A 23,248-nucleotide genomic window follows, 5' to 3' on the forward strand; every position below is an offset into this window, starting at 1 on the left:
CGGGCCGGTCTGTGCCGCGTCGCTCGATCAGGAGGAACCATGAACACAGCTTTTATCGTCGGTGGTGCGGGCAAAGTCGCTCGACGCCTTGCTCAGCAATTGGTGGCACGCGGTCACGAACCTCGCTCGCTTTACCGACATTCGGAACAAGCTGAGGAGCTCAAAGCACTGGGCGCCACACCAATCGCCGGCAGTTTGCTTGAACTCGATGCGAAGGGTCTGGCTGGACTCATGACCGGCAGCGACATCGTGGTATTCGCGGCTGGTGCTGGCGGCAAGGGCGGATCGCAAATGACCAACGCCATTGATGGCCGCGGACTTGAAGTGGCCGTGGCGGCTGCCCGGCGTGCGAACATCAAGCGCTTCATTCTGGTATCTGCCTTTCCGGAAGCCTCACGTGGCGAAACTGTCTCCGAGACCTTCGAAAACTACATGAAGGTCAAGAAGCTTGCGGATATCCATCTGGCCGATACTGATCTTGACTGGGTCATCGTGCGTCCTGGCACGCTACGGGATGCACCCGGCACCGGCAGAGTCCGTGCAGGCCTCGCAATCCCCTACGGCGATGTGCCCCGCGACGATGTAGCGGCGATCTTGCTACAGATTATCGAAAGGCCCACCGTGAACCGAATCATCATCGAGCTGACCCAGGGCGACACACCGGTCGGTGAGGCGATTCAGCTACTCACTCGCGATTGGAGCCAACAGTGAAATTGCTGCTCATCGGTGCGAGCGGATTCGTCGGACGCCATGTTCTGGAACTGGCATTGTCGGATCCACGCGTCAGCGTCGTATACGCTCCGACACGTCGTGCGTTACCTGAAGCCCCGAAGCTCATCGCTCCTGACATAGATTTCGACCGCCTCGACCAGCAAGCCCCTTGGTTGCATGTCGATGCGGTGATCTGCACGCTGGGCACAACCTTCAAAACGGCTGGGTCCAAAGCGGCATTCAAGCAAGTCGATCATGATTATCCGCTGGCCGTTGCCCAACTTGCACGAGCGCATGGCACTCCCACTTATGTGCTCAATTCGGCCATCGGCGCAAATACCCAATCCCCTTTCTTTTACAACCAGGTCAAAGGCCATCTGGAAAAGGATCTGGCTGACTTGGGTTTTGAATCGCTGACATATGTGCGGCCAGGGGTCATTGGTGGAAAGCGTGAGGAAGTTCGTAATGGAGAACGCGCGCTGGTGTGCTTCCTCAAGTTTGCCGCTGCAGTCCTACCTGAACGTTGGCGGATCAATCCGCCTTCAGCCATCGCTCATGCATTGCTGGAGGCGGCCATTGATTCCGCCTCTGGCGTTCATGTGGTGCCGTCCGACCGTCTGGTCCGGATCGGCAAGCAATAACGAATTCACATTTGCAACATAACGACAGACTGAGGTTTTGAACCATGGCAAAAGTTGAGTATTGCGCCCTCATTGACGGCGAAGCCACTCGTGTCTGGGATGTGCTGAAGCACTTCGGCCAGATCAGCAAGTGGCACCCTGCAATTCCTGAAAGCATTATCGAGGATGGCCAACCTGACGGGTTGGTTGGCTGCATTCGCCGACTGACCTTGCAAGACGGAGCAGTTCTGCGCGAGAAGTTGCTGGCCGTTGACGAAACCAACCTGATGTTCTCCTACCGCTTCGAAGAGGCGCCGCTGCCAGTGGACAACCATCTGGCCATCGTGAAGCTGCTGCCACTGACAGGACAAAACAAGACTGTTGTCCTGTGGTCGGCAAGTTTTGATACCCGCGATCCCGATCCAAAGGGCGAGCAGACTGCTGTTATTCAGTCGCTCATTGTCGGTGGACATGAATGCCTTCAGCGCTATCTGAACAAGACTGCGTAAGCAAAATGCCCCGGCCAACCCTGCGGTTGCCGGGGCATTTAACTCAAGTCTACAACAGAAGACGTCGACTCATCTCAAGCGCGCCTTCAAAGGGTTGCGGGGTTCTGCCAACCTTGACAAGCAACGAGGCGCCTAACCACATCTGGTAAAGTCCTTCTGCCAACGTCGGTGCGTCAGCGGTTGCCACGATGGACCCGTCCGCCTTCCCCTGCTCAACGCAACGTGCAATCCGCTGAATGATCAGCGCGGTACCTTTTTCGAGAACTACGCGCATGTTTTCGGACAGATCACAAACCTCTGCACCTAATTTGACCACCAGGCATTTCTGGTCGGTGTGATCGAATGCCTGTGTCTCAGCCCAATATCGCAGATAGCTCAGCAGCCGCTCAGCCCCTGTACCCTCCCCGGCCAACAGCAAATCGACCCGCGCGATGTACTCCTGAAAGTACTCATCAAGCAGGGCCTGGCCAAACTCGTCCTTGGAGCGGAAGTAGTGATAGAAGGAACCTTTTGGCACCCCAGCCGCAGCGAGGATTTCGGTCAGGCCGACAGCCGTGTAGCCCTTATGGGTCATGAGCGTTCTGGCAACATCAATGATGTGCTGACGCATGTCGTGGAGGGGTTTCTTCATAATGCGCCGCATGCTATCAAAAAATCGATCAATCGTCTGGTGCCTAGGGACGCAGTCGTTTGCTCGAACTTTTACATGGGTGCATGTTAGTGCGGCGAAGGCTGCCCGCCACTTCGAAAAGCGGGCAGCGTGCAAGCAGGCTGTCAATCAATCCTGAAACTGGTGATAAACCTTGGCGATCACCTTCCAGGCGCCATCAATGCGGATCAACGTCAGGTAATCGTTATAGTCAGCGCCAATGGCGTCCTGTTCCATGTCCACGCGCACTACTGCGGTGGTTGGCGTGATGGCGAGAACATCCAGTCGAGTGGTGATGTCCGGCGCCTTACCGTTATCGCGAACGAATTCGTACAAGTTGCTGATCGAACCGCCCAAAAGCTTGCCATTGGTGAAGCCATACATCACCGCTTGTTGATGAAACGCCTCTTCCAAGCGTTCAGGACTGCCAATACGCAAGCCATCGACATATTTCTCGGCAACAGCAATGACCGCGTTGTATTCACTTGTTGCGACCGCTTTAATATTCTTGCTCATGATCATTTCCCCTCTTTAAATGTTGACGACAGGCATAAAAATTTTCAGCCTACTTGTTTTAATAAAGCGAACCGTGCAGGACTCATGACTTTCATCAGTAACGCAGCGATACACCCGACCACAAAGGAAACCATGACAATCATTTCCATGATTGATGCCGCAACGGCTGCATTGTCGCCCCCGATTAAAGCGGGCAAATTCTGAACCGCAACGATTAAACAAGCGACCAATCCGATAAGACCACCTATGGGTGCTACGACAGTATTCAAGACAGGGTGAAATTCAGTACTCCTTCTAAAAAATACCAGTACAGAAACGCAAGTCAGGGAGAGAATCACCATATATCCGAGTGTCCCCGCTGTTGCACCCCAGGCGTAAATCTGTGTGACTGGATCCATTCCAATGATTGCGCAGACGGCGACAGCCATTAAGGACATTGTCGTTTGCAATACAGAGGAGACAAAAGGTGAGCCATGTTTCTCATGAACACTGCCAAGCTTCGAATGCAGCACCCCAAAGCGTCCCAACACGTATTGATAACGAACTACAATGTTATGCAAAGACAGCACACAGGCAAACAGGCTGGTCACCAACAAAACCTGCATGACATCAACAAAAGCTTTATTGGTATATCTTTCCACCATAGTCAAATACATATCACCTGGGTGTTCAGTTGCCTGTTGCACGACCTGTGACAAACCAACGCCATTCACCTGACACCACATTGATACCGCATAGAACACGCCAATCAGGAACACCGCAATATAGGTCGCCTTGGGGATCGTCACATTGGGGTTTTTCGCTTCTTCCCTGTAGACCACCGTCGATTCAAAACCGGTGAAACAATAAATCGCAAACATGATCCCCAGGCCCGGCGAACCTGAAAGAATGGTCGCCGATGAAAAAGGTTCCAGGGCATCCGAACCAATATTCCCACTGCCTATAATCGCCGCATCTACCACCAGCACAATCACTATCTCGAGCACCAGCGCCACGCCCAAAAACTTGCTGCTCAACTCAATCTTCTGGTAGCCAAGAACACCCACAACGGCCGTAATAACTAACGCAAGCAGCCACCACGAGATATTAATACCCAAGGTAGTCAGTAGAAGCTGAGACAGTGCATAGCCTATATAAGCCTCCAGCGCGACCAGTATCATAAAGTATGAAATCACTGCCATCGTCGCCGAACCCAACCCTATGGATCGACCCAGCCCTTTTTGAATATATGAGTAGAACGCCCCTGCATTGGTGATATACCTCGACATGTAGATAAATCCCACACTGAAGAGAAACATGATCACCGTTGCAACCATTGCATCAAACGGCGCCGCCGCCCCGTTACCCATCGAAATAATTAACGGCGTATTTGCCACCATGACCGTCAGAGGTGCGGCCGTCGCGACGACCATCAGCACTATCGAAGTCACACCCAAGGATCCGGACAGCCCCGGTTTATTATTAACAATTTCAGGTTCTGTAGTGTGCATATTCGCCCCTATGGATATCATTTTCCATACAAATAGATCACTGAATATTCCAGACCTCCCTGCCCTGGCGGCGAGTTGGATTTCGTGGAGCGAGCAAACGGGTTCGACGCTCTTTAAACTTATCAAATCGCCACTTCAGTAAGTCTGCATATATCTCTATAGCGATGAGGCATTAGAGTCAGGCACTGTTGACCACCTGAAACTTTAGTTTTTTGCCTGTCATCCACTTAGACTAATTGCATCGCGTTCATTCTTACGCCTGGGGCGAAGGGTTCGCTATCAAATATCGGCGCGTTTTGAAGTATCGTGCCGCTCTTTTTTCAAAGCGCACTAAAATGACGCAACCAGGAGCGGTGTCTATCTTTTAAATGCGTTGAATGACTCCAGGTTGGAACGAATATTGCTGCACTACAAGCGGACCTCGGAGATTGCACAATGCAGCAAAGTCAAAATACGACCTATTCGTCTTCGATCCCCGCGAGAGTGGCGTGCGTAAGGTCAAACGATCCGTTTCTACAATCGAGAATTCTTCCTGACTGGGTGCAGGATTACACCCAACTCTCATGTGGCAACTTCGAGGGAGGTGTAGCACGTGCTTCTCTCGGACGAGTCCAGGTATTCCGCGAATGGATCAATCAAGCCGTTGACCAACGGTCGGTTGCCGACACCGACATTCTGATGATTGGAGTCACCCTGCATCAAGGGACGTGCTCCTGGCAGAATCGAGAGATGGAAGCTGATTCGTTATTCATCATGCGCCAGGGTGAGGAAGCGCGCTTTCGTGCGACCGCTAAATCGGACATCCTCGCTGCGACCATCGACGCCTCGTTTCTCGAAACGCTTGCTCAAGGCCTCTACGGGGTTGGCACAAGCCGCCTGATCAACGGCGCATGCATGCTCAAGGGGGATGCTCAAGGGATATCTCGATATAAATCCCTTCTGCTGTCGGCACTTGGCTCAGCAGTCCAGCACCCGGAATCGATAGACAGTGAGTCCGCACGACTACAGCTTTCCGAGGATGTCGCCGTAGCAGCGCTTCAAGCGATGGGGAGTCTGTCGATAAACACCACACACTCACCCAGGGACCATCGAGTTCATCGAGCGATGGTGGACAGGGCGCGGTTGTTTATTTTGAGTCATCAGACAGGCAGCCCGACGGTAGAGGATCTGTGTGAACACTTACAAATGAGCAGGCGCGGACTGCACAGCGCATTCATTCAAGTGGTCGGGGTAAATCCTTGCACCTACATCCGCCAGATCCGCCTCCACGAAGCCAGAAAAGACATCATCAATGGCGCGCCCTCGGTATCCGAAGCGGCCATGCGATGGGGGTTTTGGCACTTCGGAATGTTCTCTCAGTACTACAAAACCCAATTTGGAGAGTTACCTTCCGAAACGCATCGCAACCCTCCAGGCGTTGCAATGGGAACTTGGCCCTCATTGTCCTGACACCTCACCAAGCCACAAAAAAATAAATGTATTTCATCCAAAAACACAATTAATATTTGCCGATGATTAAAGAACTGAAAACATTCATCGCCGTGGCGAGAGAAGGTACTTTTGCTGCTGCCGGTAGCAAAATAGGGCTTACACAAGCGGCAGTAAGCGCACAAATGCAGCGCCTTGAGGCCGAGCTGGGGATCGAGCTGTTTGATCGCAAAGGACGCTCGGCTCATCTGAACCGAATGGGGCATCAGGTTTTGCTGCAGGGGCAGGAACTGGTCCGTCAGTTCAGTAATCTCGGCACTACGACGGTAGGTCTCCCTGCCAGCGTTTTGGTAACTGTCGGAGCCATTGCCTCCGTGCAGCGCTCTTTTTTGCCCGACGCCCTCGCTCATTTTCATCAGCAATGTCCCGAATGCCGAACTCGCGTCATTCCTGGCCTGTCCATGGAATTGGTCAACCAGGTCGATGCTGGCGAGATCGATATGGCTGCAATCATCCGCCCTCCGTTCTCACTTCAAAGCGATTTGCGCTGGACCACACTGGCGCGCGAACCCTACCGCCTGATTGTCCCGGTCGACATGCCGGGAGATGACTGGTCCGAACTGGTTTCCAGCCAGCCTTTCATTCGCTATGACCGATCTTCTTTTGGTGGTCGGCAGGTCGACCGATTCTTGCGACAAACGCATGTGTCTTTACGTGAAGTATGCGAGCTCGATGAGCTGGATGCGATCATCAAACTGGTCGCCAATGGGGTCGGCGTAGCACTGGTCCCGGAAACAGCGACACATCAAGGATGGCCAGCAGAGATACGCGCTGTAGACTTGAAACAACGCACCTTCCACCGAGATATAGGCCTCGTACACCGCGCACGCAGAAGCCTGACGGAACCGGTGAAAGTGCTTGTTCAATTGATTACCGAACAGGTCCAGAAAAATCAGTAAACATCGCCACGGCTAACTTGCGTTTTTTGTACTGGCAGGCGTGACTATTACAAAAGTAATTCACTACTCATCAACGTTCATGAACTCTTTGGCCCACACCTGGAAACGCTCAGGTCGCGTATAGGTGTGGGTCAATTCTGTAGCGCTCAGGTCAGATGTGCTGCGAGTGACTTTACGCTGTTCGCGCAAACAGTCATATGTCGCTTTGATCGAAGCAAAATAGGCGGCATGGCCGGCAACAACAATCCGTACACCCAGCGAACCTAGACGTTCGCTGTCGCAAAGTTCAGGATTTCCGTAAGTCACCAGCATCAGAGGGAGCGTCATGCCTTCGGCAATCTGCTCCAAATGCTCAAAATCCTTCACACCTACGAGGCAAATGGCATCTGCACCGGCATCTGTGTAGGCCTGAATACGGCTCGTCACTTGTGCGACGGATAACGAGCTTGCATTGGTACGGGCAATGATAGCGAGCTGCGAATCAACTCGAGATTCAACGGCCGCTTTGATTTTTCCACTGCCCTCCTCAATGGATATGAGATCCGTTGATTTACGGCCAAACTGTGCCGGCAAGAGCGTATCTTCGATAGTCAGTGCGGCGACTCCAGAACGCTCCAGCTCAGCGACTGTACGCATGACATTCAGTGCATTGCCATAACCGTGATCGGCATCGGCAATGATCGGTAGTTGTGCGACTCGTCCAATCCGCGTCGCCTGCTCTGCAAATTCACTCAGCGTAATAAGGGCGAAGTCGGGCGCAGCCAATACCTGCAGTGAAGCGACTGATCCGCCGAGAATGCCGACTTCAAATCCCAGGTCAGCAGCAATTCTTGCGGACATAGGGTCGAACACAGATGCAGTGTGATAACAGGCACATGATGCAAGCAACTTACGAAATTCGCACCTCAACTCTTGATGGGAAACTCTAGACATAATCGCTCCTCTCGCGAGTGAAACTGACTGTGGCCTTAAAACTGGAGTAGCGACCTAGCATGGAGACAGACTCACGTAATTAATCATTTTTGCGCTTTCTACTACTCATTTTACGTACTGAAAAAATGATTAAAAAGCTGATATTTTTTTATCCAATCATAAATTTTATCGATGAATCACGTCTGTGATCAGCTAGTTCAAAACCGTATCGACACAGGGCAGAATCCAGCCTCAGCCCTGGTAGACGTAGTTGAAGCTGCGAACCTCCGCCATAGCCACGAAGGTCACCAGTCCATCCGGGCTAACTCTACTCAGTAAATCTTGCATTTTTTGCACAACAGTTATGCACCAGAGGTCCGTTACTTTCTGTTTATGCAGCACTTACACTTCACCCACCAGTCGGGAAGGTACAGGCATGAAAGCTTTTTCAGCATTGGATGGCGTGCCTGACAGCCCATCTTCCAGCCAGCTCCTGGCGACTGAAATCCAATATTAAAAAGTGCGCTCTCGCGCAACTCCCGCGATTTAACTGTTCTCACTTTGCAGGAATCGAGCAATGACCCAAGACTTTTGTTCTTCCCAAGGCCCAGACGCGGTGTTCCTGCTCGACAACGCAGCGGGTAACTACAAAATCCTGCCTGGCGGTGTGGCGTATTGCACCGGCATCGTGCCCCATGAAGGTTTCGAGGTGGTCCGGGTACAGTTACAGACATGGCTGCCGCTGGATCAGGCTTATCCATTCATCGAAGCTTTTCTGAACAACGTCGGGCGACCTGTGCAAGCCTTCTGTGGCATCGAGATGCGCGTGCCAGCGCAATTGACCTCGCAAGACTGGACGAACTTCAATACTCCATACTTGGCGCAATTGCGTCGCTGGGGATTGATGTATGGAGACCTCAGTGGAGTGTGCCGTTCGAACATCGCGCTCGCGGACCACCCACCGCAAACAGCATCTTTGTGCGCCTTCAGTTACACAGCACCTACGACGTCAAAGGAGGGGGGCTTTTGTCTGTCCGGCACAGCGGATATTGCGCCGGATGGCACCGTCATCGCCGAAGGCGACACTAGCCCGACGGCCATGCATCAACGTGCCAGGTACACAATTGACGTGATCAGCGCGAGCCTCTCCCGACTGGGCCTGTCGTGGCGAGATGCCAACCAGATCGCGATTTTTCATGTGCATGAGATTCCCAAACTCTGGGGGCGCACGTTGCTTGGAGAATTGGGCGAGACACTGAGTCGGGGGCTGGTCGTATACCGAGCACGTCCACCGATTTCTGGTGGTGAAGTGGAACTCGAGGCGAGAGGTGCAAGGCGCGAACTGATTTTGGCAGGCGGTTAGCGGTCTACAATCACCTAAAACGACATACCCTGCATGCCAATAAACTAGTCACTCCTGCACTCCTGCGAAATAACATGCTTTAAATGGCAACTCATTAGGCACCCTGCCGTATGAGTTGCACATTAGCTGGTCGGCTTGCAGTGCATTCCATTATGTTAGGAGGCGCCGCCCCTATCACTGCTACGTATCAGATTTGATTACGGATATGAGGAAGGCGTGCATATACCGCAACCATGGGTACGATTAGCAATCCAATCACCGCCTGCTGGCCTGCATAAGTCATCCCCATGCCAACCAGCAATGAACTCAGCACAGTGAGTACCAGCACACCCAAAACCGTCGCACCGTATCCGCCCGCCCCTCCCAGAAGTGACGTACCGCCGATGACCACCGCAGCAACGGTGCTGAACAGGTAAGGATCTCCTACACCGACATAACCGCCCCCGGAAAACCCCAGCAGCAGCACGCCCGTGAGTGCTGACATCACACCGGCGATACCGTGCACCGCTGTCCAAGTGCGTATTTCCGATATCTGCAGGCGTGATGCTGCAGTCCGACTTCCACCCAGGGCATAGATACCCCGGCCAAACCACGTGTTTTTCATAACCCAGATTATGGTAAGGCTAATAACTAACCAAATAATCACGACAGGTGGAATTGGCAGGCCAAAAAACTTTCCATTAAAAGCCGAGACGTTCGTGAGCCATGCCGGAACCGGTGCGAAACTATTCCCTCCGAATGCAGAGCCAAGCGCTGTATAGATCTCAGTAGCTCCAACTACCGCGAAGCCCAGACCCAATGACATGATCAGTGCTTGGCCTTGCAATCGATAGCTAAGCAAGCCATTGATGCAACCAACCACCATCCCTAGCGCCAGAATGATGATGATCGCTGCGGCAGGCGGCAATCCGTTATTAAGCATTCTAGGCAAAAGAATATTGGCGGCGCCGATCACAAATGGAATAGAAAGATCCAATCCACCCAACAGCGAAACCATTGTCTGCCCGATCGACGCCAAGCCCAAGAACGCAGCGAGCAATAGAATTGATCTAGCATTTTGCAATGAAAGAAATCCACTTACCGTCAATGCACCGCACACTACAAGCATAATCAACAGCGCAGTACCGATGGCGATGGCTCGATTCTCGCGCAGGCTATCGTGCAATCGGCTCGCAGGGGCTTGCTTCAACTGCGGAAAAAGTCGGAACACAGTCATATGAGACTCCTATCGGGCTGGCACCCGGCTGACCGCCAGTACATTTACCAAGAGGGAAATAATCAGAATCAGCCCGAATGCGAGCTTGGTCGCTGACCCCGAAATAGTCCCAAAGTTGAATGTCGCCAGTAGGTTGGCAATCAGGAACATATTCAAAGCGCCAAGGATCGATCCTATCGCCCCACCACGTCCTCCCGCCAAACTTGCGCCCCCAAGAACCAAAGCCGTCACCGCCTGAAGCGTGTAGGTGCTGCCCTGGGTCGGATCTCCAGAAGAAATTAACGCGGTGTAACTCACTGCCGCCAACCCTACAAAAACGCCACTCAAGATATGAGCACCAATACGTACGGTCTCAATCTTGACTCCCGCGGTATAGGCCATTCTTTCATCGGCCCCAGTCAAGCGCAGATGGGTGTGAAAGGCCGATCTCCAGAAAAGGAACCACAGAGCAATAGCCCCTAACAGCACAAAACTCACCGGGGATAGAAGACTGATACCGGCCCCCCAACTCATCATCCAATCAGGCGCCAAACCGCCCGCCCGTTGCATGATCAGTAGATTGACGCCTGTCAATATGAGGTAGCTGGACAACGTAACGATGATTGGTGCGACGCGGACATGAATAATGATTAAGGCTTGTCCTATTTGCCATAAGACCCCAACCATCATGGCCCAGCCAAAAATTGCAATGGGATGAGTGACTCCGTTCTTGGTAAGCCAGGCTATCAACGTCACGTTGATAAATCCCATTAACGGGCCCACTGATAGGTCTACGGTTCCTCGTCCTGCCATCACTGTTGGAGTAAGCGCCAGTGTGCAAAGGATCAGAGGGGTCGCCACCAGTACCGCCCCCGCCAGACCACTGAACGAAAATAAGTTGGGCGTTCGAAACAACGCCAACACCGCCAAGGCAAAAAACAGTGCGCAAGGCACCGCAAGGTAGCGATACTGCACCAGCAATCGTTGTGAATGACTCATGCGCTTACGCCCTCCCGACGGCCAGATAGCTGATGCTCGCAGGATTCCTGCCCAAACATCGCTGCCAACATTTCATCCTCATTAATAGAGTTGCCACTTAGGGATCGGAAGACCGTGTTTTTTACAAACACTTCAACCCGGTCTACGAACCCCAGGAACTCCTCCATTTCAGAAGACATGTAAATAACCGCGCCCCCGGCATCGGCAAAGCGTCGTAACTCTGCATAGAGGTCACGTTTCGTACCTAAATCAACGCCGCGGGCGGGATCGTTCAAAACGATCACCCTCGGGTTGCGCGCAAACGCACGACCAATCAACACTTTCTGTTGATTGCCCCCTGACAGCGACGTGATTTTATTCGACGCCAGGCCGATCTTGATGTGCAGACGACTCACCTCGGCCTGGTAGATCTCGTTGATACCAGACCGTCGAATGACGCCAAACGGGCCAAGGCAGCTGCGGTATATTCCGATCGCCAAGTTCTCGAAGATGCTTTGATCGGGGAAAATTCCTTCGCGTTTTCGATCGCCTGATACATAGGCCACACCCAACCGCTCGGCGTCCGCGAGGCTAGACAGTCGGGAGGTACCGTCCTCAGCGTGAACCTCAAGTACACCGCTGTTAGCCACCTCGATTCCTGCGACTGCACGCAAGAACGCATCTTGCCCCTGCCCGTCCAAACCGCTCACACCGATAATCTGTCCTTGCAGGAGTGAAAAGTTGAAAGGTTCGGCACCCGCCGATAACTTCAGATCATTGACCGACAGAGTTCGCGGCCCCTCGATCCTCCGCGCGGTACCCGCCACGTGGCATGCCGAAATCACTTTGCGCTCGTGCGGCGTCATCATCGCCAGCAGATTCTCTTCAGTGATTTGCGACTTCTCAAGAACGCCGATGCTTTCGCCGTCACGCAAAATCGTTGCACGATCAGCAATGCGTACAAGTTCAGCGATTCGATGCGTCACGATCAAAATTGTTGCGCCGTCAGACCGCAAACGATCTATTTCTGTGTGCAACCGAGAAGTTGCATCAAGATCCAACGCCGCGGAAGATTCATCAAGAATCAGAACTTTGGGACAACGCAAAATAGCTCGGGCAATAACAATCCACTGCTTCACACTTAGCGGCAACGTGCCAACCAGTGTATTTATGTCCACTGGCTGACCGACTAAACGCGCCATCAATTCAGCCGCTGCGTCCTCACGTTCTGCTCGAGTAGAGACTGTTCGAAAAAGCTTGTCGTGACCGACATAAAGGTTGTCAAGAACGCTTGCCTCCTGAGCGACGAGAACCTCCTGAAAAATCGTCGCCAGGCCCGCGTCACGTGCCTCAATCGGTGAACGAGGGCTTCGACCCAGAATGGTGACCTCCCCCATGTCCGGCAAAAGTACGCCGGACATGATTTTTGCCAGCGTGCTTTTTCCTGATCCATTCTCACCCACTATTGCATGTACCTCACCGGCACGAGCCTCCAGATCCACTCCTTTGAGTGCTCGTGTTTCTCCGAAGGACTTGGCAATACCTTTTAGGCGCACAGTGGTAATACCGACAATCTGTTCAGAACTCATAGCAAGGTCCCTTCTTCCAGGCTGGCTAGTTGAGCGTTAAGCGAATTGGCTTTTGAATTAAGGCTTGGGACGCCAAGTGAGCGGATCTTCAGGGCGCAGGAAGTAACCTGCCGCCACTTCCTTTGGCCACCAACCATCATTCGCCGGCTCTAACCATGCCGTAGAGTTGGGATCACAGTTTTGCCCAAGGGCGGCGTTCACTTCATCATTGCCGTAAGTGATAACCGGGCGCGGAATAGATTGAACCTTGGGACCCTGCCCCTCCAAGGTGCGCATCATTACGTCCCAGACCATGCGAGCTTCGGCGCGAGGGGGCCAGAAATGAAAGCTTTGATCAATGAATCCTGGATTGTTGCGCCAAAAACAGGCCGCTGATGCCTCGCCGCCAAGCACGACCGGCATCAGTTCGCGACCCGACTGCCGCACGGCATTCAAAACACCATTTTCCGAGGCTGACTGCACGATAATGCCATCAACCTTGCCGGGGTTTGTGGCCAGGAATTTTTGTACCTCGACCTGAGCCACCTGATCGGTCCAATTACCCGCGACATTGCCTACAAGTTTGATATCGGGGAATTCAGCCAATACGCCCTTCGCGCCTGCATCAAAGCTGTCTGAGGATGCAAAACCCGGGATACCCGACACCAACAGTACATTACCCTTACCGCCGATTTTCTCGGCCAACCATTTGCCCGCAGCGTAACCGCCTTGGGTGTTATTTTCGGTAACGTTGATGGCATAAGGCGATGTGACATAACCCGAAAAAGAAAATACCGGGACGCCTTTCGAATGGGCATATTCGATCGTCTGATTGATGGCCGTAACATTTGAGCAGCAGATGATGATTGCATCAACACCGCTATCAACCATTTGGCGCATTTGTTGGATTTGGACTGCGTCTTTCAAGTCGGACTGAGTGACGACCAGTTCCGATATAAGTCCTGCTTTTTGATAGGCAGGCAGAATAACATTGGTCATCTCATCCTGAATGGAGGCTCGCCAAGTGTTACCCGCATATGTCGAAGCATAGCCGATCTTCCAAGGTGGCTGCTTTTTCGCGACAAACTCGCGAAATGCACTGGGCCCCAAAGGAAGTTGAGGATCAACTCGTTGATAAAGCGCCTGTTGGTCTGCGGGTAGTTCATCGACCCCCTTAGCACTAACAGCACTCGCCAGCAAAAAAATTACGGGAATTGCCGCATAAGCAAATCGCTTCATTTCATTGTCCGCCTAATATTATTGTATTTATTATTGACGCTTGACTTTAATACAAAATCAGTAAACTACTGCATCGTCTCCTTTTTTAAAAAGGACTCGAATGCACACGGGCAAATGTGAGCCACAATTACCACACCGACAACGCTAAAATTCTTGACGTGTTACCCATAAAGGGTGTTTGCAATCTGCAAACACCCTTCGATAACTTTACTGTCGCAGACCCGCCTGCTTAAGCAAAGGCATGACCCGTTCATTAAAGAAAGGAAGTTCTTCATTATAATCGACCATCGTCAACAGCGTTCCGTCGACACCCGTCTTCTTCAGATCGATCAATCCTTGAGCGACTTGCTCAGGCGAACCTACAATTGGGAAGCCCCCCCAACCCGCGATAAAACGCTCCTTGAACTTCTGATACATTTCCGGAGAGTGATTTTGCGACTGCACTTGCAAAACCTCAGCGAGGTTATCGCACGCCACCGTGTCGCCCTTCTCTTTCACGTAATAATCATAATATTCGCGTGCTTCCTTTTCTGTTTCGCGAACAATGACCGGGCACGAGGTAAACGTCCCCAACTCTCGGCCAAACTTTGAGCGAGCCAGTTCTTTAACATGCTTGACCCAAGCAGCGCCCTTTTCCATGTCTTGCATGAAACCAAAGTTGAAGTCACAGTGTTTCGCTGTGAAATCCAGTCCCTTGCCAGACGATCCCGCGCAAATCATTACCGGGCGACCGGCCTTGTTGTAAGGCTTCGGTTCCATCACGGCGTCTTTGGTCTTATGGAAGTCGCCATTGTAGTCGACACCATTGCGTTCCCAGAGAGCCGCCACGATATCCATCCACTCGTCAGCGTATTCATAACGCTGATCGTGCTCCATCATTTCACGGCCAAACATTTCCATTTCCGGAGTAAACCACCCGGTAACTAGGTTGAGGCCGAAACGCCCCTTGGAAATATGGTCAATCGTGGTCGCCATTTTTGCGGCAACGATCGGGTGAATGGTCGGTACGTGAGTGGTGGAGAAAAATTGTAGTTTGGTGGTCACTGCGGCCATGGCGGCTGCCCATGTGAATGTTTCCATGTTACTGCCGTTAAAGTTTGTCTCCCCACCAAATCCACGCCAGCGAGCGATGGGCACCATACACTCCCAGCCTGCCGCCTCAAGCTGCTTGGCGATTTTGACGTTGTGTTCAAATGTGGGCTCAAACGTTGACTCGGCAGTCGTAATAGCACAGGCATTTGAACAGTTTGTTCCGAAAACGCCCAATTTAAGCGCGTTATCGTTGAACATCGGGTTACCCGTTTCGTGAAAACGTTCCTGCATGTCCATGTTGCATTCCTCTTTTTATTTTTTTAAACGCTGTAGTGCCGTTGGATTAAACGCCCATATCGTCGAAAACTTCCTGTGCCAAACGGAAGCCATCAATGGATGCGGGCACGCCACAGTAAATAGCCACTTGAAGGAGCACCTCGCGGATTTCCTCTTTGCTTAAACCGTTATTGATAGCGCCGCGCACATGCAACTTCAGTTCATGCGGACGATTCAGTGCGGAAATCATCCCCAGGTTCAAGAATGAACGCGTACGGCGATCCAGGCCCGGACGATTCCAGATAGCATCCCAGCAGTATTCGGTTACCAGCTCCTGAACCGGCCAGTTAAAATCGGTCGCCTTGGCGATAGAGCTATCTACATAGGCCTCACCCAAAACTTCACGACGGGTTTTAAGGCCTTCGTGGAATCGCTCGGAAAGTTGATTTCCGTCGGGGGAAGTGATCTTGGCTTGACTGTTCATTCTATTTTCCTCGAGGTGAATTATAACCTTCGCAACCCTCCGGCCAACTAAGCAGCCATCGTGCTAGAGGTTTTACGGTTTAAAAAATCATGTAGGTTTATGCAACCAGACTAGGTCTTACATATTGAAACTGAAGAGAATTCCTCGCTTTCCATACAATTAAGTCGGCAATCGAAATAATGATGAGTCCGTTATCACGCGCGAAGATCTCCAGGTCCGCACGACGCGCCATGCTACCGTCGTCCTTCAGGATCTCGCAGATGATGCCCACCGGCGATAGACCTGCCAGTTCAGCCAGATCTACAGCAGCCTCGGTGTGACCGGCTCGTACCTCAACGCCACCTTGGCGAGCAATGAGCGGAAAAATATGCCCAGGCCGGGCAAGCGACTCAGCCTTGGTTTCAGGTGCGGCGAGTGCTCGGAGTGTCAACGCACGCTCGGCAGCCGAAACGCCGGTGGTAATCCCCGCTATGAGATCAACCGACACGGTAAATGCCGTTTTCATGGAGTCGGTATTTCGTTCCACCATCAAAGGTAATTCGAGGCGGCGTGCGACAGGTTCTGGCATAGGCGCACACACAATGCCTCGGCACCGACTCACCATGAATGTCAGCGCTTCTGTCGTCGCGAACTCTGCGGCCATGACGACATCACCTTCATTCTCACGCCCCTCATCATCCACCACGATGACCATCCCGCCAGAGACAATCACTTTTAATGCGTTTTCAATCGTTGCAAAGACCATAACAACCTCTACTGAACGCTAACGGCATGCCGCTCAAGAGATGACACCAAAGCGCTAGACAACAGCATCATTTGATAGCCGCGGATCTTGCGAAGCGACCGTCTTCGTAAAGCAGTGGGGAGATATCCAGCCGCGTATCGACCCACAGCACTCTGCCAAAAATAACGTCGTGCGAGCCGATGGTTGTGACCGAACTGACCTCGCACACCAGTGAGGCTTGGGCATCCACCAGCACAGGTACGCCGTGTTCTTCGATCCATTGACCGTGCTCGAAACGCTCCTCGCCCTTCAACTGGCCGCTGAAAATCGGAACGAGATCGACATGGGAGTGATGGAGCATATTGACCGCGAACCGCCCGCTCTCCTCCAACGCAGCGCTGATGGACGCCGAGCGGTTAACACAGACCAGAATTGTTGCAGGATCAGTAGTCACTGATTGCACAGCTGTGGCAGCCATTCCGAAAGGCTGCCCGAGGTGGCGGGTGGTAATCAGCGAAATCGTCGAGGTCAATCGACGCATCGCTTGTTTGAAGTCGTTAACCAACTCTATTTCTTGTTCTTGTTCTTGTTTTTTCATGTCTGCCTCGTCCAAGGAGTCGCATGGGTCATGTGAAACCAAACGTACAGATCGTCAGACAATCTGTCAAAGCTATTTTGGCTGATTGACAGATTGTCTGACAATACTTATAAAGAATCTCGAATTTCATTCAACAAAGGACACAGACATGCCACGCACGCTGTTTGGCCACATGAAATCCAGCAATGTCATGAAAGTCGTCTGGCTTATGGACGAGCTGGGCCTCGACTACGAGCGGGTCGATATCGGGAACGTCTTCGGCGGGCTTGAAGAAGACGACTATCGGAGCAAAAACCCGACCAGCCTCGTTCCTACACTGGTCGATGGTGATTTCACGCTCTGGGAAAGCAATGCTGTGCTGCGCTATTTGTGCAATGCCTATGCCCCCGACAGCTCGCTCTACCCCGCTGACCCGAAAAGACGCGGTGTGGTCGACCAATGGTTGGACTGCCAGCAAACTCAGTTGACCCGACCGCAAACGGTGGTGTTTTTTCAGTTGATTCGCACACCACTGGAGAAGCGCGACACGCAAGCGTTGGAAACAGCCATTCGGGAAGCTGGCAGAGTGTGGAACTGGATAGAAACCCGACTCGGCGAGCACGATTACATCTGTGGCAGCGAGATGACCATCGCTGATATTGCCTGGGCCGTGCATGGGCACCGCTGGCTGAACATGGACTTTGCGCGGGCTGACCTGCCCAACGTGAAGGCATGGTATGTGCGAATGCTGACGCACGATTCCTTCCGCCAGAAATGGGCCGGACCGGTGACTTGATCAGGGGATGACGACAATGGAATTAGAAAACAAGGTATGCATCGTGACTGGCGCAGCCAGTGGCATTGGCAAAGCCATTGCGACAATATTTGCGAAGAATGGCGCTTCGGTCATCGTGGCCGATGTGAACGTCGAGGCCGCAAAGGCGACCGCGGATGAGATTGGGGCCACCGCTATTGGCTGCAATGTGGCGATCAATGCAGAGGTGCAAGCGTTAGTCGAAACGACGGTTGCCCGCTTCGGCCGCATCGATGTGCTGGTCAACAACGCCGGCTTCGGTCTGACCGGGAACGTTGTCACCATTGAAGAGCAGGATTGGGACCGACTGATGTCGGTCAACCTCAAAGGCATGTTCCTGTGCGCCAAGCATGTCATACCGGTCATGGCCCGACAGAAATCCGGCTCGATCATCAATACCACGTCGTATACGGCCACGAGTGCCATTGCTAACCGCACGGCCTATGTTGCCTCCAAAGGCGGCGTTTCGGCGCTGACGCGAGCGATGGCACTGGATCATGCGGCTGATGGCATCCGCGTAAACGCGGTAGCGCCTGGCACCATCGATAGCCCTTATTTCGACAGGATCTTCGCCCAATCTGAAACACCGCAAGCGTTGCGGGCCGCTTTGGAGGCACGGGCGGTAATGAATCGAATGGGCAAACCAGAGGAAATTGCAGAAGCCTTCCTGTTCCTCGCCTCTGACCGTTCTCGCTTTGCCACCGGCAGCATCCTGACCGTGGACGGCGGTTCTTCAATTGGCAACCACTTGGTCGACTGACCCTTTACCTGTGACCTTTGGCCCGGTGAGTAACCGGGCTTTTTTTCGTCTACTAAGTTATCTGCCACAACAGAAAACTGACCCGCCCGAGGGCTTAAGGTCAGCTTTCCTCCTGATATTCAGGCCCCCTTCAGCTCGGCCTCGCTTACTACATGTTCGAGCCCCCGAATCAGGTAGGGCCGGAAGTTATCCGGATGCTCCGTCATGGGGAAGTGCCCCAACCCATCCATGACCAGGTGCAATGCGCCCGGAATCAACTGAGCCAGTTTGGCGCCATCCGCCGGTGTTGCGGAATAGTCATAATTGCCTGAGAGGAGCGCGACCGGTGTGCGCGCGGCATCAATACGCGGCGCGGTCACGGCACCATCGAACTCGTCACTGTAAAACGCCAGATCACCTGGGTAGACACCAGGTCCTCCCTGCGAATAAATCCAACTGGCGCGACGGCGATCCTCAATGGGACTGGTCGGACTCATCAGGCCTCGAACATAGGCGCCGTTGTGCAGGCCCCCATGTACTTGCACGTGGTTCTGATAAGGATTACGGCGACCGCGGGACTGGAAAGGAGGCTCCAACGCTACAACACCGATCAGGTGTTCAGGGTGCTCGGCCGCCAGCACCAAGGACATTGCGGCGCCCATTGAGCCCCCGACGACGATGGCGGGGGCGCCTATCACCTGCTCAATAAACGCCGTACACCATTGCTGGTAGCATTCGCTTGTCAGCAAATAAGGGGCACCGTCCCAGTCGCGGGGTGGCATCGATTTACCGTGAAATGGAAGGTCGATCGCATACATGCGAAATTGCCGCGCCATTTCGACATCGGCCATTTGTCCGAAATACTGTCGGCCGTCTGCACCGGCAGTGTGAAGGAACAAGATCGGCACGCCCTCCCCGGCCACTTCGTAATAAACCTCATACTCCTGTCCCAAAACGCGAACAGCAGCATACTGCCCTTGAATTTGCGACATCGATCGCTGTACAGGCAATGCAGGAGCCGCTGGTGTCAGGGTAATCAGTTCGAACAAGCGCTCCAGAAACGGCCGCGCCTGGGCGATCAGTTGTGCATCGCCGCTCACTTCGAAAGCAGGGTTGGCAATCTGTAAAGCGGTGAAACTATGGTAGGTCGCCACAGGTGGAACGCACAGCACGTGCCCCCACTGCGCTTCAGCGGCCTCGATGCGGATGGCAGGCTCGCCGGAGAAACCTTTGAACAGATGACCGTCGGCAACACTGAGCCCAGTGCGTTGCGATCCGACGCCGAATTCGACGGTTATCGAGAGCCCCGGGGCAAGCCGGCGTAGTTCGGGGTCGGGGTACGCGTTAACCAGCCTCTCTTTCAAACTGATGAATGCAGTCATTATTTTTCTCCTCCGTCACTCTTGCAGTGACGAGTCATCACGTCAGTGTCTTACAGCCCAAATGGGGGCCGTACCGATTTCAACCGGTCACGCGCTCTTCCATTACCTGTCTCGCAAGCAGCACCCGGCGCACTGGCTTACTGGCAACCGGGCAGCAGAAAAGAGGCACAACCACGCCGTGATGAATATCCAGATTTGCAGACAATCTGTCAATCAGACATACCTGACTCTTCCAGCTCGACGCTTTCCAAATAATTGATGGCCACCTTGGCCGACAACTCGATGTGTGCTCGGCAAGCTTCTGCCGCCCGAGCACCATCCCTCGACTTGATCGCTGTCACGATTTCCTTGATTTCCTTAACTGAGTGCTGAAGGCGACCGGGCTGGGTCATGGATGTGGCGCGCAACAATGTGATCCGGTTGTGTAACGTGGTCAGCATCTGGACGATGAAAATATTATTGCTACCTTCCATCAGGCAAACGTAAAACTGGGTCTTGGCTTCAATCAACGCATCACGCGCAACCCTCATGCTATCGAGGTCTCGGTCAGGGTATTCCCAATATTGCTGAGCCCGAACCTCAAATACCGCAGCAGCTTCCTCGAGGCGACGGATCTGTGCATCTGTACCCAACAAGGCGAATTCCTGTCCCGAGAAGCTTTCCAGAAGTCCGCGTACCGCGTACAGCTGGCGCGTTTCCTCCAAGGAAATTTTGTTCACGGAAGGTCCCTTGTGGGCGTTGCAGGTAATCAGGCCTTCCGCCTCAAGCTGTCGTAACGCTTCTCTAATGGACGTGCGGCCGACTCCCGTCATCTCGCAAAGCTCACGTTCGATCAGTCGTTGGCCAGGACGAAGCACACCGGACGAGATGGCTTCTCGAATCTTGTCTTCCACTAACAAGCGCAGCGTCGCGCCGCGCTTGGGGATCTGGAGGCTTGACTCACTCATCTATGCTATCTCCCTCATGTCGTTCTCTTTCTACTCAGGGCAATCGTCAATTGAGACCTGACGCAGGTGAAAATGCCTGTCATGAATACCGGGAACCCCCAGAATTACACATCTCACCCATCAGATTGTCTGATTGTATGCGATCAATCCGCTGTACTGCCACAAGACCTGATCCAGGACACGTCGATGCAGAGGGCCGACCGTTGCTCAAACATCGTCACCTGCCTGAAAGCGTTCCGCTCAGGTCCCGATTCATAGGTGAGCCTTCAGCTTAAATCCAGCCAGGAAAGAGTGTTGCGCTACGAGGAAGATTGCCCCTTTGGGGACATCAGAGATACAAGGGATGGGGTTACACTGCGCACGTAAAAAAGCGACGCAAGCCACAGAGCTTGCGTCGCCGTCGTTATTGCTTGCCGTATCAGGCTACTTTATCAACATTGTCACACCCCTCCCCCGCGGATCTGCCACAGGTTCTGGAGTACGGCCATCGACCCGGATAGCCTGGATATCGCCATTGAAGCCCTGGTTAACCAGGTTGTAACCCTTGGCTTCAAGGTCCTTGGCTAATTGCCCGGTGATCGGAGAGTAAGGTTCCCAGAAGATGGTGTTTGCCGGCAGCAACTGGTGCTGAAAGCGCATCATACCCACCGAGTCCTTGAGGGGTATCTTGTAGTCATAGAGGTTGCTGAGCACCTGGAAGATCGAGGTGAAAATCCGCGAGCCACCGGGAGTACCGATCACCAAGGCCACTTTCCCATCCTTCAGGAAAATGCTCGGGGACATCGAGGACAACGGACGTTTATCCGGCGCAATCGAGTTGGAATCGTTGCCGACCACACCTAATTGGTTCGGCACGCCAGCCAGCGCGGAAAAGTCGTCCATCACATCATTGAGCAAAAATCCAGTCTTGCTTGCAACCACACCGGAACCAAAGAAGCCATTCAAGCTGTAGGTGTTGGATACCGCGTTGCCCCATTTGTCGATCACCGAGTAATGGGTGGTTTCCGGTTTTTCCGGAAAAGTCACATTCAGCCCTGCTTTGATACTAGCCGTGTCAGATAGTCCAGAGGGATTGACTTCAGCCGCGCGCCCCGCGATGTATTTTTCGTCCAACAGTTGTTGGACCGGCACCTTGAGGTAGTCAGGGTCCCCCATGTACTGGGCACGATCGGCAAAGACGCGTTTCTCGATCTCGGCGATCAGATGGATGTACTGAGGAGAGTTCACTGCAACGCCCTGAAAGTCTGCCTGACGCGCCTCTTTCATCTTTAACAGCTGAACCAATGCGATCCCGCCGGAGCTGGGAGGTGGTGCGGTGATCACCTGAAACCCATTCCAAGTTGCGACTATCGGCTTACGCCAGACGGCCTTGTACTCCTTGAGGTCAGCTTCGCTGATCAGGCCATCATGCTCAGCCATATCCTCAGCGATCAATTGCGCCGTTCGGCCCGTATAGAAGCCTGCGGCCCCGTGCTTTGCAATACGCTTGAGCACGGCCGCCAGCTCTGGCTGCTTGAACAATTCGCCACTCTTCAGATTACCGAAATACTGGGAAAAGTCGGTTTTTCCCTCGAAGTGGGCTTTGTTTTCATTGACTGCCAGCGTGGCTAGCCTCTCTTCGACCCGAAAGCCTGCCTCGGCATAGCCAATAGCCGGCTCAACCACTGCCTGCCATTTAAGTCGACCGAAACGCCGTTGTGCTTCCCACATTCCGGCAACGGTTCCGGGGACGCCGACCGCCCTGTGTCCTACCACGCTGCTTCGCGGATTGTCGGGTGGCAATACCTTTCCGTGCTCGTCAACGAACATGTCACGGGTTGCCTTGAGCGGAGCGCGCTCACGGTAATCCAGAAAATACGGTTTACCCTTGTAATAAAGGGTCATGAAACCGCCCCCGCCAATATTTCCGGCTTCGGGATAGGTCACGGCCAGCGAAAATGCAACGGCGACTGCCGCGTCAACGGCGTTACCGCCTTTGGCAAAGATGGCATTGGCGGTGTCCGCAGCAAAACGGTCAGGTACGGCAATCGCAGAATGGGTCAACTCAGTGTGTGGGCTCGCCATCACAAGCTGATGGCTACCCATCAACAGAGACGCCACCCACATCACGCATAACAAAGCACAGCGATGTGCCCG

The 23,248-nt window shown here is 53.2% G+C and carries 23 protein-coding genes; 8 read left to right on the top strand and 15 right to left on the bottom strand.

What is annotated here, in order from left to right; genetic code table 11:
- The first annotated feature begins 39 nt into the window (after positions 1–39).
- The 3 genes from ACN1C3_RS14030 to ACN1C3_RS14040 are packed head-to-tail and all read left to right on the top strand — an operon-like array spanning position 40 to position 1,840.
- Positions 40–711: an NAD(P)-binding oxidoreductase gene (locus ACN1C3_RS14030; protein WP_419116412.1), complete on the top strand. Its 672-nt coding sequence runs from the start codon at positions 40–42 to the stop codon at positions 709–711.
- The gene (locus ACN1C3_RS14035) at positions 708–1,352 is read left to right on the top strand and encodes an NAD(P)H-binding protein (protein ID WP_419116413.1); all 645 of its coding nucleotides are present in this window, start codon (positions 708–710) and stop codon (positions 1,350–1,352) included. The genes ACN1C3_RS14030 and ACN1C3_RS14035 overlap by 4 nt, the downstream gene beginning before the upstream one ends.
- A 44-nt stretch (positions 1,353–1,396) precedes the next feature.
- Complete coding sequence (locus ACN1C3_RS14040) at positions 1,397–1,840, top strand: SRPBCC family protein (RefSeq protein WP_419116414.1); 444 nt, start codon at positions 1,397–1,399, stop codon at positions 1,838–1,840.
- Positions 1,841–1,889: 49 nt separating this feature from the next.
- On the opposite strand, the gene ACN1C3_RS14045 is transcribed toward ACN1C3_RS14040, so the two are convergent.
- The 3 genes from ACN1C3_RS14045 to ACN1C3_RS14055 form a co-directional block, all read right to left on the bottom strand.
- Entirely contained in the window at positions 1,890–2,471 is a 582-nt protein-coding gene (locus tag ACN1C3_RS14045) for a TetR/AcrR family transcriptional regulator (protein ID WP_419116415.1), read from the bottom strand.
- Between the two features lie 147 nt (positions 2,472–2,618).
- A complete protein-coding gene (locus ACN1C3_RS14050; protein WP_154863244.1) occupies positions 2,619–3,005 on the bottom strand; it encodes a nuclear transport factor 2 family protein in 387 nt (128 codons plus the stop codon).
- 44 nt (positions 3,006–3,049) lie between these two features.
- The gene (locus ACN1C3_RS14055; protein WP_419116416.1) at positions 3,050–4,495 is read right to left on the bottom strand and encodes an APC family permease; all 1,446 of its coding nucleotides are present in this window, start codon (positions 4,493–4,495) and stop codon (positions 3,050–3,052) included.
- 435 nt (positions 4,496–4,930) lie between these two features.
- Here ACN1C3_RS14055 and ACN1C3_RS14060 point away from each other — a divergent pair, with 435 nt between their 5' ends.
- Complete coding sequence (locus ACN1C3_RS14060) at positions 4,931–5,944, top strand: helix-turn-helix domain-containing protein (RefSeq protein WP_419116417.1); 1,014 nt, start codon at positions 4,931–4,933, stop codon at positions 5,942–5,944.
- A gap of 62 nt (positions 5,945–6,006) precedes the next feature.
- A complete protein-coding gene (locus ACN1C3_RS14065; protein WP_419116418.1) occupies positions 6,007–6,882 on the top strand; it encodes a LysR family transcriptional regulator in 876 nt (291 codons plus the stop codon).
- Between the two features lie 63 nt (positions 6,883–6,945).
- Here the strand turns inward: ACN1C3_RS14065 and ACN1C3_RS14070 are convergent, their stop codons facing one another.
- The gene (locus ACN1C3_RS14070; RefSeq protein ID WP_419116419.1) at positions 6,946–7,815 is read right to left on the bottom strand and encodes an isocitrate lyase/PEP mutase family protein; all 870 of its coding nucleotides are present in this window, start codon (positions 7,813–7,815) and stop codon (positions 6,946–6,948) included.
- A 556-nt stretch (positions 7,816–8,371) separates the two neighbouring features.
- On the opposite strand from ACN1C3_RS14070, the gene ACN1C3_RS14075 reads away from it, so the two are divergent.
- Complete coding sequence (locus ACN1C3_RS14075) at positions 8,372–9,157, top strand: hypothetical protein (RefSeq protein ID WP_419116420.1); 786 nt, start codon at positions 8,372–8,374, stop codon at positions 9,155–9,157.
- 187 nt (positions 9,158–9,344) lie between these two features.
- On the opposite strand, the gene ACN1C3_RS14080 is transcribed toward ACN1C3_RS14075, so the two are convergent.
- The 8 genes from ACN1C3_RS14080 to ACN1C3_RS14115 all read right to left on the bottom strand — a co-directional run bounded on the left by ACN1C3_RS14080 (position 9,345) and on the right by ACN1C3_RS14115 (position 17,251).
- Entirely contained in the window at positions 9,345–10,373 is a 1,029-nt protein-coding gene (locus ACN1C3_RS14080) for an ABC transporter permease (protein WP_419116421.1), read from the bottom strand.
- A gap of 9 nt (positions 10,374–10,382) precedes the next feature.
- Positions 10,383–11,351 (bottom strand): ABC transporter permease, encoded by a 969-nt coding sequence (locus ACN1C3_RS14085; protein WP_419116422.1) that lies wholly within the window; start codon positions 11,349–11,351, stop codon positions 10,383–10,385.
- Complete coding sequence (locus tag ACN1C3_RS14090) at positions 11,348–12,919, bottom strand: sugar ABC transporter ATP-binding protein (protein ID WP_419116423.1); 1,572 nt, start codon at positions 12,917–12,919, stop codon at positions 11,348–11,350. Before ACN1C3_RS14090 ends, ACN1C3_RS14085 begins: the two co-directional genes overlap by 4 nt.
- A gap of 57 nt (positions 12,920–12,976) precedes the next feature.
- The gene (locus tag ACN1C3_RS14095; protein ID WP_419116424.1) at positions 12,977–14,137 is read right to left on the bottom strand and encodes an ABC transporter substrate-binding protein; all 1,161 of its coding nucleotides are present in this window, start codon (positions 14,135–14,137) and stop codon (positions 12,977–12,979) included.
- Between the two features lie 207 nt (positions 14,138–14,344).
- Positions 14,345–15,466: an LLM class flavin-dependent oxidoreductase gene (locus ACN1C3_RS14100; protein ID WP_007988518.1), complete on the bottom strand. Its 1,122-nt coding sequence runs from the start codon at positions 15,464–15,466 to the stop codon at positions 14,345–14,347.
- A 46-nt stretch (positions 15,467–15,512) separates the two neighbouring features.
- A complete protein-coding gene (locus ACN1C3_RS14105) occupies positions 15,513–15,929 on the bottom strand; it encodes a carboxymuconolactone decarboxylase family protein (protein ID WP_154863223.1) in 417 nt (138 codons plus the stop codon).
- A 97-nt stretch (positions 15,930–16,026) separates the two neighbouring features.
- Positions 16,027–16,674 carry a 3,4-dihydroxy-2-butanone-4-phosphate synthase gene (ribB, locus tag ACN1C3_RS14110; protein ID WP_419116425.1) on the bottom strand — a complete coding sequence of 216 codons (648 nt, stop codon included), beginning with the start codon at positions 16,672–16,674 and terminating at the stop codon, positions 16,027–16,029.
- Positions 16,675–16,741: 67 nt separating this feature from the next.
- Positions 16,742–17,251 carry a flavin reductase family protein gene (locus ACN1C3_RS14115; protein ID WP_419116426.1) on the bottom strand — a complete coding sequence of 170 codons (510 nt, stop codon included), beginning with the start codon at positions 17,249–17,251 and terminating at the stop codon, positions 16,742–16,744.
- Positions 17,252–17,399: 148 nt separating this feature from the next.
- Between ACN1C3_RS14115 and ACN1C3_RS14120 the strand changes: the two genes are divergently transcribed.
- Both ACN1C3_RS14120 and ACN1C3_RS14125 read left to right on the top strand, forming a co-directional pair.
- Entirely contained in the window at positions 17,400–18,026 is a 627-nt protein-coding gene (locus tag ACN1C3_RS14120) for a glutathione S-transferase family protein (protein ID WP_419116427.1), read from the top strand.
- A gap of 16 nt (positions 18,027–18,042) precedes the next feature.
- Complete coding sequence (locus tag ACN1C3_RS14125; RefSeq protein WP_419116428.1) at positions 18,043–18,804, top strand: SDR family oxidoreductase; 762 nt, start codon at positions 18,043–18,045, stop codon at positions 18,802–18,804.
- 119 nt (positions 18,805–18,923) lie between these two features.
- On the opposite strand, the gene ACN1C3_RS14130 is transcribed toward ACN1C3_RS14125, so the two are convergent.
- The 3 genes from ACN1C3_RS14130 to ggt form a co-directional block, all read right to left on the bottom strand.
- The gene (locus ACN1C3_RS14130) at positions 18,924–20,165 is read right to left on the bottom strand and encodes an alpha/beta fold hydrolase (RefSeq protein WP_419116429.1); all 1,242 of its coding nucleotides are present in this window, start codon (positions 20,163–20,165) and stop codon (positions 18,924–18,926) included.
- 209 nt (positions 20,166–20,374) lie between these two features.
- A complete protein-coding gene (locus tag ACN1C3_RS14135; protein WP_419116430.1) occupies positions 20,375–21,112 on the bottom strand; it encodes a GntR family transcriptional regulator in 738 nt (245 codons plus the stop codon).
- A 423-nt stretch (positions 21,113–21,535) separates the two neighbouring features.
- On the bottom strand, positions 21,536–23,197 hold the full coding sequence (ggt, locus tag ACN1C3_RS14140) for a gamma-glutamyltransferase (protein WP_419116557.1): 1,662 nt from the start codon (positions 23,195–23,197) through the stop codon (positions 21,536–21,538).
- Positions 23,198–23,248 lie beyond the last annotated feature (51 nt).

Origin of the sequence: Pseudomonas sp. H11T01, assembly GCF_048515765.1 — a bacterium.
GTDB lineage: Bacteria > Pseudomonadota > Gammaproteobacteria > Pseudomonadales > Pseudomonadaceae > Aquipseudomonas.

What these genes read in the sequence shown, in the direction of transcription:
- ACN1C3_RS14115 (WP_419116426.1), bottom strand. Translation starts at nt 17,251, where the DNA reads ATGAAAAAACAAGAACAAGAACAAGAAATAGAGTTGGTTAACGACTTC.
- ACN1C3_RS14105 (WP_154863223.1), bottom strand. Translation starts at nt 15,929, where the DNA reads ATGAACAGTCAAGCCAAGATCACTTCCCCCGACGGAAATCAACTTTCC.
- ACN1C3_RS14120 (WP_419116427.1), top strand. Translation starts at nt 17,400, where the DNA reads ATGCCACGCACGCTGTTTGGCCACATGAAATCCAGCAATGTCATGAAA.
- ACN1C3_RS14095 (WP_419116424.1), bottom strand. Translation starts at nt 14,137, where the DNA reads ATGAAGCGATTTGCTTATGCGGCAATTCCCGTAATTTTTTTGCTGGCG.
- ACN1C3_RS14135 (WP_419116430.1), bottom strand. Translation starts at nt 21,112, where the DNA reads ATGAGTGAGTCAAGCCTCCAGATCCCCAAGCGCGGCGCGACGCTGCGC.
- ACN1C3_RS14080 (WP_419116421.1), bottom strand. Translation starts at nt 10,373, where the DNA reads ATGACTGTGTTCCGACTTTTTCCGCAGTTGAAGCAAGCCCCTGCGAGC.
- ACN1C3_RS14040 (WP_419116414.1), top strand. Translation starts at nt 1,397, where the DNA reads ATGGCAAAAGTTGAGTATTGCGCCCTCATTGACGGCGAAGCCACTCGT.
- ACN1C3_RS14030 (WP_419116412.1), top strand. Translation starts at nt 40, where the DNA reads ATGAACACAGCTTTTATCGTCGGTGGTGCGGGCAAAGTCGCTCGACGC.
- ACN1C3_RS14090 (WP_419116423.1), bottom strand. Translation starts at nt 12,919, where the DNA reads ATGAGTTCTGAACAGATTGTCGGTATTACCACTGTGCGCCTAAAAGGT.
- ACN1C3_RS14055 (WP_419116416.1), bottom strand. Translation starts at nt 4,495, where the DNA reads ATGCACACTACAGAACCTGAAATTGTTAATAATAAACCGGGGCTGTCC.
- ACN1C3_RS14130 (WP_419116429.1), bottom strand. Translation starts at nt 20,165, where the DNA reads ATGACTGCATTCATCAGTTTGAAAGAGAGGCTGGTTAACGCGTACCCC.
- ACN1C3_RS14085 (WP_419116422.1), bottom strand. Translation starts at nt 11,351, where the DNA reads ATGAGTCATTCACAACGATTGCTGGTGCAGTATCGCTACCTTGCGGTG.
- ACN1C3_RS14075 (WP_419116420.1), top strand. Translation starts at nt 8,372, where the DNA reads ATGACCCAAGACTTTTGTTCTTCCCAAGGCCCAGACGCGGTGTTCCTG.
- ACN1C3_RS14060 (WP_419116417.1), top strand. Translation starts at nt 4,931, where the DNA reads ATGCAGCAAAGTCAAAATACGACCTATTCGTCTTCGATCCCCGCGAGA.
- ggt (WP_419116557.1), bottom strand. Translation starts at nt 23,197, where the DNA reads ATGGGTAGCCATCAGCTTGTGATGGCGAGCCCACACACTGAGTTGACC.
- ACN1C3_RS14100 (WP_007988518.1), bottom strand. Translation starts at nt 15,466, where the DNA reads ATGGACATGCAGGAACGTTTTCACGAAACGGGTAACCCGATGTTCAAC.
- ACN1C3_RS14070 (WP_419116419.1), bottom strand. Translation starts at nt 7,815, where the DNA reads ATGTCTAGAGTTTCCCATCAAGAGTTGAGGTGCGAATTTCGTAAGTTG.
- ACN1C3_RS14045 (WP_419116415.1), bottom strand. Translation starts at nt 2,471, where the DNA reads ATGAAGAAACCCCTCCACGACATGCGTCAGCACATCATTGATGTTGCC.
- ACN1C3_RS14125 (WP_419116428.1), top strand. Translation starts at nt 18,043, where the DNA reads ATGGAATTAGAAAACAAGGTATGCATCGTGACTGGCGCAGCCAGTGGC.
- ACN1C3_RS14065 (WP_419116418.1), top strand. Translation starts at nt 6,007, where the DNA reads ATGATTAAAGAACTGAAAACATTCATCGCCGTGGCGAGAGAAGGTACT.
- ACN1C3_RS14050 (WP_154863244.1), bottom strand. Translation starts at nt 3,005, where the DNA reads ATGAGCAAGAATATTAAAGCGGTCGCAACAAGTGAATACAACGCGGTC.
- ribB (WP_419116425.1), bottom strand. Translation starts at nt 16,674, where the DNA reads ATGGTCTTTGCAACGATTGAAAACGCATTAAAAGTGATTGTCTCTGGC.